Consider the following 10,877-nt stretch of genomic DNA (forward strand, 5'->3'; position numbering starts at 1 on the left):
CCCAGCGGTTCAAACCTGACCTTGCGCTTCAGTGTGCGTCGCATGCTCCCCTCTGCGCGGTCCCGGGTCCCGGTCTCCCTCGCCGGGTCCCTGTGCAACCTAGCAACGCGTGTGCCACTTCGGGGGGTGTGCTCACAAGTCCTCAGTCGACGTCGCTTGTCTGCCCCGCTGGGCGCGCTGGCGGGCGGTCGGCGCACTGGCAGCCACCCCTGGGGCGAACACTGCTTCGTCCGGCCACTGCACGGGGATTTTAAACCCGATGTATTGCTCGATCGCATCAAGCGACAGGACGTACTCCTCATCAGCAAGGCTAATCGCCTTGCCGGCCGCCCCTGCCCGCGCCGTTCGCCCAATCCGGTGGACGTAATCTTCCGGATCCTGTGGCAGATCATAGTTGATCACGTGGCTAACCGCCTCGACATGCAGCCCGCGGGAGGCGACATCGGTCGCCACCAGGATCGGCAGCGTTCCGTCTTTGAACTTGGCTATGATGCGAAGGCGTTTACGCTGATCAATACTTCCGCTGATCAGATCGGCTCGAAAGCCGCACCGGACCAGCTTTTCAGTGAGCCGCTCGGCGCCCTGTCTGGTATTCGAGAAGATGAGGATCCGTTGCCATGCCTCGCGCTGGAGCAGCCAGCGCAGCAGCCGGAATTTCTCCTGCTTCTCAACGTGAAAAAGCAGGTGTTCAACCTTGTCCACCGTGACTTGCTCGGGGGAAATGGCGACCTTGATCGGGTTATTCATAAACTCATACGAGAGCTCCATCTCTCGAAATGAGAGCGTCGCCGAGAAAAGGAACGACTGCCGCTTGTGGTAGGGGGGAAGCCGCCTCAGCAGGAAACGAAGATCCTTGATGAATCCCATATCGAACATCCGGTCGGCCTCGTCCACAATCAGGACCTCGACTTGAGAGAGTTCGTAGACCCCCTGTTTGAAGTAGTCAATGAGCCGCCCAGGTGTCCCGATAAGTATGTCCACGTTTTGCTGGAGCGCATCCCGCTGCTTCTGGTAGTCCACTCCTCCATAGACGGCGTGCCGAGTCAGATCAGTGAACCCACCCAGCAGCTCCGCATCCCACAGGATCTGTACGGCAAGCTCACGTGTGGGGGCCAGGATCAGGGCACGGGGAGCGCCAGGGAGAGTGGGACGCCTTGAATTGAGTAGTCTGACGAAGAGGGGGATCAGGAAGGCAGCCGTCTTGCCGCTGCCGGTTTGGGCTTGGCCGGCAACATCCTTCCCAGCCAGGGCGAGCGGGAGCGCCTCCGCCTGGATAGGTGTGCATTGAGTAAAGCCGGCCGTCTCTATTCCCTTGCGGATCGGCCCAGGCAGCGATAAGTCGTCAAAGGTCATACGCCACTCCCATACCAGACAGTCCAGGGAGGATGTCCCGCGGGGTGCGCGATGGTCAGCCAATTGTGTCTTGCAGGTGTATACATTCTCGGGGTTATTATGCCTCTCATTATGGGGATTGACAAGGTAAATCCGTTGTGATAAAAAGATTTGATTTTTCCTGGAGTGGTCGGATGCGCGTGTGACAGCAACGGATTGGACTATGGCCGAAGCGATTCGGTTGCCCAATGGCAACGTCATCTGGTAGTCTGGAAGATCTTGCCGAAGGGTAGTTGCAAGCCTGCCCGTTGATCCCCCCTCGATGGCCAGACATCCGGGAAGCGTTACGTGGAACAGAAGTTCGCCCTAACCTTTTAACTTTCTACGGAGGTAACAGTGAAGCTGAGAAATGTTGTGCCGGGAATGTTGGTTTTAACCTTAGTTCTCCTTGCAGGCTGCGGAGGGGGAGGGGGAGGAGAAGGAAAAGGGAATCCCATTGGCGTAGCAGAGCAGTTCATGGATCTCTACTATAAGAAAGGCAACGCTCAGGAGGCGAAGGCGTTGGCGACCCCTGAGATGGCCGAAAAGATCCAGACAACGCTTGCATCTGTCGGCGCAGGAACGGCAGGGGATGAGATCTCATACATCCTCAAGGAGCAGAGCCGAGAGGGAAAGCATTCGTACGCCCTGTACCAGATCACTGTGAAGAAGAAAGAGGGCGAGCCTGTTTACAAGACGACCTCCCTGTTCATAGATCTGGTCGAAGGAGCCTGGAAGATTACCCTGTTTGATGAGAAAACCATGCCCGGACCACATCAGGAAACGACGAAGGGTTAGGTGGGACTTTAGACTGAAGGCTGTTAGGTATAGCCCTCCTCCCTTCCGTCTTCAGCCTATTAACCTGCCTTGCTAGGAAATAAAAAGCCCCCAGGGGGGAATCCCCCTGGGGGCTTTCACTTTTCAGTTCTCTCACCCTTCAGTCTTCAGCTCTAGCGCGCTTGATCGCTGAAAAGCTGATCGCTTCTCCTTAGTACATGTCACCCATCCCGTGACCACCTCCAGGCGGCATCGGCGGCGTCTTTTCCTTTTCCGGAATCTCGGTCACCAGCGCCTCGGTGGTAATCATCAGCGATGCGATGCTCGACGCATTCTGCAGCGCAATTCGAGCCACCTTGGTTGGATCGATGATCCCGGCCGTCATCAAATCTTCGTACGTTTCCGTCTCGGCGTTAAAGCCGTACGAACCGTTGTTTTCTCTGACCTTCTGAACGACAATCGAGCCTTCGATACCTGCATTCTCGGCGATCTGACGGATCGGCTCCTCCAATGCTCGCCGAACGATGTCGCCGCCGACCTTTTCGTCGCCTTCAAGCTTCAGCTTTTCGATCACCCTCGACGCCCGAAGGAGGGCTACGCCGCCGCCCGGAATGATTCCCTCTTCAACGGCCGCGCGAGTCGCGTTCAGCGCATCCTCAACGCGGGCCTTTTTCTCCTTCATGGCAATCTCGGTGGCTGCCCCAACCTTGACGACCGCCACCCCGCCGGCGAGCTTGGCCAGCCGCTCCTGCAGCTTCTCCCTGTCGTAGTCCGAGGTCGACTCCTCGACCTGGGTCCGGATCTGCTTGATGCGGCCCTCGATCTCCTTCTGAGCGCCGGCCCCTTCGATGATGGTGGTGTTCTCTTTGTCGATCACCACCTTCTTTGCCTTGCCCAGGTCGTCCAGCCGGATGTTCTCCAGCTTGATCCCCAGCTCCTCGGAGATCACCTCACCGCCGGTGAGCACCGCGACGTCCTTCAGCATCTCCTTGCGCCGGTCGCCAAAGCCAGGAGCCTTGACCGCCGCACAGTTCAGGGTCCCGCGTAGCTTGTTGACCACCAAGGTGGCCAGCGCCTCGCCCTCGACCTCTTCAGCGATCACCATCAGCGGCTTGCCCATCTTGGCGATCTGCTCCAGAATCGGCAGGAGATCCTTGAGATTGCTGATCTTCTTTTCGTGGATCAGGATCAGAGGGTTTTCCAGGACTACCTCCATCCGCTCAGGATCGGTCACGAAGTAGGGCGACGTGTAGCCTCGGTCAAACTGCATCCCCTCAACCACCTCGAGGGTCGTCTCCATGCTCTTGGCTTCCTCGACGGTGATGACCCCATCCTTGCCGACCTTCTCCATGGCATCGGCAATGAGGTCGCCGATTGCCTTGTCGTTGTTGGCCGAGATGGTGGCAACCTGGGAAATCTCCTTCTTCCCTTTGGTCGGCTTGGAGATTTTCTTGAGTTCGTCCACGATACCCTCAACGGCCTTCTCGATTCCCCGCTTCAGCGCCATCGGGTTCGCGCCGGCCGTTACGTTCCTGATTCCCTCACGAAAGATCGACTGGGCCAACACGGTAGCGGTGGTGGTACCGTCTCCGGCTACATCGGAGGTCTTGCTCGCCACCTCCTTCACCATCTGGGCGCCCATATTTTCAAAGCTATCTTCCAGCTCAATCTCCTTGGCCACCGTGACCCCGTCCTTCGTGATATTCGGGGCGCCGAACTTCTTGTCGATCACCACATTGCGCCCCTTAGGGCCCAAGGTTACCTTCACGGCGGCGGCAAGGAGGTCAACACCCTTTTGAATCTTTCGCCTTGCCTCCTCATCAAACAGTAGTTGCTTCGCTGGCATATCAGCTTTCCTCCTTAACCTGCATCAGTTCCCCGATCGGAGTCGGGGACAAGGTTTGACCACAAAATAGCGATCTCTTCGTCGATGCCCTACAGACCTGCTATTGCAGGATGCATAGAACGTCTTCCTCCCGCATGATCAGGAATTCCTCATTGTCGAGCTTTACCTCCGAGCCGGAGTACTTACCAAAGAGGATCTTGTCGCCGGCCTTCACATCCATCGGCTGTCGCTTTCCATCATCACCGACTTTACCCGGCCCGACGGCAATGACTTCACCTTCTTGGGGCTTCTCCTTCGCAGTATCGGGAATAATGATCCCGCCCTTCTTGATTTCTTTCTCTTCCAGGCGCTTCACCAGGATTCGGTCGTGCAGTGGCTTCACCTTCACGATCGCTTACTCCTTTCTTCGCTGAGCAGATATGCTCCAGCGACTCCGATCTCCTGCAACGATTCTGTTAGCACTCTCACCATGAGAGTGCTAAAACACTATAGGCGTCAGGGCCCTTATTCGCAAGGACAATAATTCGGCTATTTTTGGTGATAGTTGATAATAATCCATATTATAAGTGATTAACTGATTATTAGGCTGTTTATCGCTGAAATACGCATAGGCTCTTTGCAGTGATCTGTCTTTTAGGTTCGACCAAGGACTCGAAAGAGTCGCCCACATGCGCCGCTCCAACGTAGTTTCACGACGGAACCCGCGCACAAAGTCCTCACTCGCATTCAATATGTTAAAGCGGTTCCCTCCATTCTTCAATCCACTTCCGCAGAGACCTATTGGTTAATCCACCCACACGCGTCTCATACCTCCCTTCGGCTGATAATGGTCTTGACAGTATTCTGCGCTGGAATCTATACTCCTGCGATATGAGATTGCAAGTTCGCGGCGAGCAACTAACTCGATCTCAGCCTGGTAGGCATAGCTCTTCACCGATACGCCCCTCTGCTGTAGCTGAGCGCTGACCGCTGAACGCTATTTTCCAAGGAAGGTATATGAAAGCCGTCATCATGGCCGGCGGATTCGGGACTCGGTTACGTCCGCTGACGACCAGTATCCCGAAGCCGATGATCCCAATGGCTACCAAACCAATGATGGAGCACATTGTCACGCTGCTCAAGGATCACGGCTTTGACGATCTTATCACCCTCCTCTACTTCCAGCCCGAGGTTATCGAGCGTTACTTCGGAGACGGTCACGAATTCGGCGTCAAGATGGTGTACGCCGCGGCTACGGAAGACTATGGTACAGCGGGAGCAGTCAAGAACGCGGAGGCCTTTCTCAACGATACCTTCCTAGTCATCAGCGGTGATGTCCTCACCGATTTCGATCTAACGAAGGCGGTCAAGTTTCACAAGGATCGCGGCGCCTTGGCCACGATCGTCCTCACCAGAGTCGAGAACCCGCTCCAGTACGGCGTGGTGATCACCGCTCCCGACGGCCGCATCACGCACTTCCTGGAAAAGCCGAGTTGGAGCGAGGTCTTCAGCGACACCGTCAACACCGGTATCTATATCCTTGAGCCCGAAGTGCTGACCCTCATCCCCTCCGAGAAGAGTTTTGACTTCAGCCGCGATCTGTTCCCGAGGCTGATGGAGGAGGGCCGCCCACTGTACGGGTATGTGGCGACCGGGTACTGGAAGGACGTGGGTGATCTGATCGAATACCGCCTTGCGCATCGAGACATTCTGGCCGGCCTGGTGAAGGCGACGCTGCCCGGAAATCTGGTGGAGGGGCTTGACAAGCCGATCTGGCTGGGAGAGGGGAGTCGCGTCGATTTCACCGCATCATTACAAGGCGGCGTTCTGATCGGTAGACACACGCAGATCGGGTCGAACGTCCACATCACCCGCAGCGTCATCGGCGACAACTGCGTCATCGAGGAGGGAGCCGTCATCGTCGGATCGGTGCTCTGGAACAATGTCTTTATCGGCTCCCGCGCCATCCTGAAGGAAAACATTGTCGGCCGGGGAAGCGAGATCAAGGCAAATGCACGCCTCTTCGAGGGCGCGTTGATCAGCGATCAGTGTAAGGTCGGCGAAGGATCAGTGGTGAAGGCCGACGTAAAGGTCTGGCCTCAGAAGGTGGTAGAGGACGGGGCTATTCTGGCCACCAGCCTGGTCTGGGGACAGAAGTGGTCGCGATCTCTGTTCGGGGCCTATGGAGTGACCGGGTTGGCGAATCTTGAGATCTCGCCGGAGTTCGCGGCCAAACTCGGGGCCTGCTTTGGGGCGACCCTTCGAATGGGTGCAATCGTCCGGACCAGTCGCGACAGTCACCAGACGTCTCATATGATCAAACGCGCGATCATCTGTGGCCTCCTCTCCGCCGGTGTTGATGTCCACGATTTCCGTGTGACACCCATCCCGGTGGTCCGATACCAAATGGGCGCTCACGGTGCGGTGAGCGGCGTACATGTCCGAAAGTCGCCCTTCGATCCTGAACTGATCGATATCAAATTCTTTGATGAGCGCGGGATGGACATCGCAACTAGTCGAGAACAGAGCATCGAACGATCCTTCTTTCGTGAAGACTTCCGGCGCGCCAAGGTCGATGAGATCGGCCGCCTCTCCCTCCCCGTGTACGACGTCGAGTATTACCAGGAGGGAATACTGAGCTTTGTCGATCGGGACGCGTTGCGCCGTCGCGGCTTCCGGATCGTTATCGACTATGCCTATGGTTCCTCCTCCGTCATCTTTCCTCAGATCCTCGGGAAGTTGGGATGTGAGGTGATCGCCCTGAACGCGTACCTGGATGAGAGTCGAATCACCAAAAGCGCGGAGGGATTCCACCGCTCGTTGCAGCAACTCTCGGATATCGTCAGAAGCCTGGGAGCTGACTTGGGAATCATGCTCGACGCCGGGGCAGAAAAGATCTTCGTTGTAGATGAGACGGGAGAGCTATTAAGCGATGATCTGGCCATGGCCCTCATGGCCCTGCTGGTCATGCGAACGCATCCTCCTGCCGTGATCGGCGTTCCGATCACCGCCAGCTCCGCGATCGAGGAGCTGGCCCGCGATCTCGGTTTTACCGTTCTCAGGACAAAAATCGCCGCACGCGCATCAACCGAAGCGGCCACCCAGGATGGCGTCATCTTCGTGGGCGACGGCCTCGGCGGTTTCATCTTCTCCCGGTTCCAACCGGCCTTTGACGGGATGCTGGCGACCCTCAAACTTCTGGAGATGTTAGCCGCCCAAGATCTCCGGCTGCATCAGCTGCTCCGAGCCATTCCTCAGCGCTTCAGATGCCACGAGCAGATCTCATGCCCCTGGGAGCGAAAGGGCGGGGCGATGCGCGCGCTCATCGCGGCCACCGCAGATGAGCAGGTCGAACTGGTGGATGGGGTAAAGGTCCATATGGGCCGTGACTGGGTGATCCTCTATCCAGACCAGGATCGGCCGTATTTCCATATCATCGCCGAGGCCAATACACTCGCACGCGCAGAGGCCCATTTGGCTAGGTATCGGGGCGTCCTTACGGACTGCATAAAGAGTAGCCTGCCGGAGGCTACCTCATGATGCCAATCCGATTCGGTACCTCCGGCTGGCGCGATATCATCGCTGACACCTTCACCTTTACCAATGTCCGACTTGTGACGCGTGCTATCGCAGAATACCTGCTCGATGAGGCCACCCATCAACCGCAGGTCGTCGTAGGATACGACACCCGTTTTCTCTCGGAAGCCTTCGCGGCTGAAGCGGCGGCGGTCTTGGCGGCTCACGGTATTCGGGTCTGGCTTACTGATCGGGATGCACCAACGCCCGTTATCGCGTACGAAGTGACCCGTCTGGGCGCAGCAGGCGGCCTGAACATTACCGCCAGCCACAACCCTCCCGAATATAACGGACTCAAGTTTTCCGGCCCCACCGGCGGCCCGGTCCTTCCCACGGTCACCGACCGAATTGAGAAGAGAGTCCAGGAGCTACGAGTGCAACCTGAGACCCCGTACCCTCCTCTCGCAGAGCTGGAGGCCAAGGGCCTCGTGGTGCGGATCGATCCGCGACCGGCATATCTCAATCGACTGCGCGAGTTGGTAGATTTTAAGGCGATCGCCGCAGCGCATCTAAAGGTGGCGGTCGACCTGCTCTATGGGACCGCCAAGGGCTACTTGGATGAGATCCTGCTCGAGGCCGGGTGTGACGTGCAGACCCTGCACGAATCTAGAAACCCTGCTTTCGGTGGTCTGACGCCGGACCCCTCTGAGGTAAATCTCCGAGAGCTTACGGCGGTTGTGAGGTCCAGCGGATGTCATCTTGGGTTGGCCACCGATGGCGATGCCGATCGATATGGGATCATTGATCGGGACGGCCGCTTCATCGAGCCAAACTATATCCTGGCCCTCCTCCTGAGACACCTGATCAACACTCGCGGGTGGCGCATGGGGGTCGCTCGATCGGTAGCCACCAGCCATCTTGTCGATGCGGTAGCCCGGCCGCAGGCGGTCCCGGTGTATGAAACCAAGGTCGGCTTCAAATACCTTGGTGAACTTATCACTCAGGAAAAGGTTGCGCTCTGCGGTGAGGAAAGCGCCGGTCTGACGATTCGGGGGCACGTGCCCGAAAAGGACGGAATTCTCGCCGCCCTCCTAGTGACGGAAATGGTGGCCATGGCCGGGGGTCACAGTATCCAGCGCCTTCTCGATGCGCTTTATGCCGAGGTGGGGAGCACGATTTACGCCAGCCGCCTGAACCTCCATCTGACGCGAGAGCAGCAAGTACGCCTGGCCGATCGCCTGAAAGACTTACCAACGCGGGTAGCAGGACTTGCTGTAGTAGAGGTGAACAGACTGGACGGCACGAAGTTGTTGCTTGAGGACGGCAGTTGGTTCCTCGTGCGATCCTCAGGAACGGAGCCGGTGGTACGTCTATACCTGGACGCGCATTCCGAGGCCCAGATCGAAGAGTTGACGGCAGCAGCACGGGCGTTCCTTAATGCCTGATAGTCGCAAATGAGGTGAGGATGCGAACGGGACAGGTTATCGCCAGCGCACAGGAGGAAATCGCGGCGGCGAGGAGCGCCCGCAAGCGGCGGTTCGTTTTCGTCGTCGCTCTAGCGATTCTGATCGCAGCTTCCTCTGTGGTCGGGAAGAAGAGCCTCGTCAAGGTCTTTCAGATGAACAAGACCACGAACGAGCTTCAGCGGGAGATCGCACGGCTCAGGCAGATCAATGAAGATCTCGCTCGCGAGCTTCAGGCCTTCACCCATAATCCGAGCCAGGTCGAGGCGATTGCTCGCGAGGATCTCGGACTGGTGAAACCGGGCGAGATCGTTTACCAGTTCGGTCCGCCGAGACCAACCACCGCTCCTCCCGTCTCCCCACGTTAAAATGCCGCGCCATCCTTCGTCTGACCTCTCCGCGTCCCTTTAAGATTACGACGGCCCCCCTTGTGTTCGAGCCAAACTTTTGCGCTTGACAATGCACGGCTTTTTTGTCAATCTTTATTGTCAATGTGTGCCTGGAGTTAGAGTACAGGTTAGGAGGCTTCAGAGATCTTTTACCTCAGTAGCGATCCTCTCGGCTACGAAGGTGTATGCTCACCAGAGAGGCCAGTCAACAGTTGCAGTAAATAGGAGATGCTGACAGATGGCAGGAATGTCTCAGGTTGTCCTCGATATCCTTATGACACCGGTGGGGGCTATCGGTGCGCTTATCGGACTTGTTGTGCTTGGTCTTTTCGCTCGGTGGGTCTTTAGCGATCAACCACAGAAATAACGGCGCCGCACACAAATCTTCCACGACGTCCCGTACGTACGAGAGGATCGAAGGCCTACAAGGGTGGGCCTTTGATTTTTCCTATCCAGTCGTTATGCCCCGCGGCATTTGTTGTGGCAACGTCGACGCTACCCGTGTTCACGACGATCGCCATAAGGGGCTCCGCTCACATTCATCGCCTCACGTTGGTGCGATACCAGTCTCTACCAGACGCGCGATGTGCTGCCCCTCATGCCGCTGCCCCGCTTTCCTCTGCTTGTATGCATTGGCATCTGTGAGAGGGTAGTTGTGACCACTCTTCTATACCAGGAGAGAGCGTCACCTATGTGTGAGAACCGGCCTTTCGGTGAGCCAAAAGCTCTTGCCAAAGACTCTCGATCGGATTATACTAAAACCTCATACTCAAGCGGACAGTGGGCATAACGTTGATACATCGTGTTATGTGGTACCGAGGGAAGAAGCAATCGTGAAGCGCGTAAGTATTCTTGGCTCAACAGGGACTATCGGGGTCAAGGCCCTGGCGATGATCGATATGCACCGTGACTCCTTTGAGGTGGTAGCCCTCTCGGCCAGGGATAACATCGATCTTCTGGAGCAGCAGATCAGGCGGTTCTCCCCCCGTGTTGTCGCTGTCGGAACTGCCAAGGCCGCAGCAACCCTGAAGGAACGAGTCAAAGATGTGTCCGTAGAGATCGGGTGGGGGGACGAGGGAATGTTAGATGCTGCCACGGCGCCGGAGGCCGACATCGTCCTCGTCGCAATAGTGGGTGCGGCAGGCCTGCTTCCGAGCCTCGCCGCCATCAAGGCAGGAAAGGACATCGCCCTCTCCACGAAGGAGGTCATGGTCATGGCCGGGGAGTTGGTGATCGCCGAGGCCAGGGCGCGTGGCATTCGACTTCTTCCCGTCGATAGTGAACATTCGGCCATCTTCCAGTGCCTGGATGGACAGCAAAACAGTGCGTACTTGAAGCGGGTACTCTTGACCTCCTCGGGAGGTCCATTCCGGCAGCGGCCTAAAGAGAGCTTTGCAAATATCACTGCAAAAGAGGCGCTGCAGCACCCGACATGGATCATGGGGAAGAAGATTACCATCGATTCGGCTACCCTCATGAATAAGGGGCTGGAAGTCATCGAGGCCAGTTGGTTCTTTTCTCTCACGCCGCAACAGA

General features: G+C 57.2%; 8 protein-coding genes and 1 pseudogene. 6 read left to right on the plus strand and 3 right to left on the minus strand.

The features are described 5' to 3' along the window. Positions 1-132: 132 nt before the first annotated feature. Positions 133-1,353, minus strand: coding sequence for a DEAD/DEAH box helicase (locus PHV01_RS12440; RefSeq protein WP_337291478.1), 1,221 nt, complete (start codon positions 1,351-1,353; stop codon positions 133-135). A 375-nt stretch (positions 1,354-1,728) separates the two neighbouring features. Here PHV01_RS12440 and PHV01_RS12445 point away from each other — a divergent pair, with 375 nt between their 5' ends. Continuing rightward, entirely contained in the window at positions 1,729-2,169 is a 441-nt protein-coding gene (locus tag PHV01_RS12445) for a hypothetical protein (protein WP_337291479.1), read from the plus strand. Positions 2,170-2,359: 190 nt separating this feature from the next. On the opposite strand, the gene groL is transcribed toward PHV01_RS12445, so the two are convergent. Together groL and groES are read right to left on the minus strand one after the other, a co-directional pair. Next, positions 2,360-3,994, minus strand: coding sequence for a chaperonin GroEL (gene groL, locus PHV01_RS12450; RefSeq protein ID WP_337291480.1), 1,635 nt, complete (start codon positions 3,992-3,994; stop codon positions 2,360-2,362). Positions 3,995-4,094: 100 nt separating this feature from the next. Continuing rightward, positions 4,095-4,382 (minus strand): co-chaperone GroES, encoded by a 288-nt coding sequence (groES, locus tag PHV01_RS12455; protein WP_337291481.1) that lies wholly within the window; start codon positions 4,380-4,382, stop codon positions 4,095-4,097. Between the two features lie 608 nt (positions 4,383-4,990). Between groES and PHV01_RS12460 the strand changes: the two genes are divergently transcribed. The 5 genes and pseudogenes from PHV01_RS12460 to PHV01_RS12480 all read left to right on the plus strand — a co-directional run. Then, positions 4,991-7,513: a mannose-1-phosphate guanyltransferase gene (locus PHV01_RS12460; protein ID WP_337291482.1), complete on the plus strand. Its 2,523-nt coding sequence runs from the start codon at positions 4,991-4,993 to the stop codon at positions 7,511-7,513. Beyond that, the gene (locus PHV01_RS12465) at positions 7,510-8,934 is read left to right on the plus strand and encodes a phosphoglucomutase/phosphomannomutase family protein (protein WP_337291483.1); all 1,425 of its coding nucleotides are present in this window, start codon (positions 7,510-7,512) and stop codon (positions 8,932-8,934) included. Before PHV01_RS12460 ends, PHV01_RS12465 begins: the two co-directional genes overlap by 4 nt. Before the next feature lie 20 nt (positions 8,935-8,954). Further along, the gene (locus PHV01_RS12470; protein WP_337291484.1) at positions 8,955-9,320 is read left to right on the plus strand and encodes a septum formation initiator family protein; all 366 of its coding nucleotides are present in this window, start codon (positions 8,955-8,957) and stop codon (positions 9,318-9,320) included. A gap of 259 nt (positions 9,321-9,579) precedes the next feature. After that, positions 9,580-9,708 carry a hypothetical protein gene (locus tag PHV01_RS12475; RefSeq protein ID WP_337291485.1) on the plus strand — a complete coding sequence of 43 codons (129 nt, stop codon included), beginning with the start codon at positions 9,580-9,582 and terminating at the stop codon, positions 9,706-9,708. Positions 9,709-10,174: 466 nt separating this feature from the next. Next, positions 10,175-10,877 (plus strand): annotated as a pseudogene (locus tag PHV01_RS12480) (1-deoxy-D-xylulose-5-phosphate reductoisomerase); the annotation flags it as partial.

Source organism: Candidatus Methylomirabilis sp. (genome assembly GCF_028716865.1).
In the GTDB taxonomy this organism is placed as follows: domain Bacteria; phylum Methylomirabilota; class Methylomirabilia; order Methylomirabilales; family Methylomirabilaceae; genus Methylomirabilis.

Excerpts from the sequence above, each read along its gene's own strand:
- PHV01_RS12440 (WP_337291478.1), bottom strand. The coding sequence starts at position 1,353 with ATGACCTTTGACGACTTATCGCTGCCTGGGCCGATCCGCAAGGGAATA.
- PHV01_RS12470 (WP_337291484.1), top strand. The coding sequence starts at position 8,955 with ATGCGAACGGGACAGGTTATCGCCAGCGCACAGGAGGAAATCGCGGCG.
- PHV01_RS12460 (WP_337291482.1), top strand. The coding sequence starts at position 4,991 with ATGAAAGCCGTCATCATGGCCGGCGGATTCGGGACTCGGTTACGTCCG.
- PHV01_RS12475 (WP_337291485.1), top strand. The coding sequence starts at position 9,580 with ATGGCAGGAATGTCTCAGGTTGTCCTCGATATCCTTATGACACCGGTG.
- PHV01_RS12465 (WP_337291483.1), top strand. The coding sequence starts at position 7,510 with ATGATGCCAATCCGATTCGGTACCTCCGGCTGGCGCGATATCATCGCT.
- groL (WP_337291480.1), bottom strand. The coding sequence starts at position 3,994 with ATGCCAGCGAAGCAACTACTGTTTGATGAGGAGGCAAGGCGAAAGATT.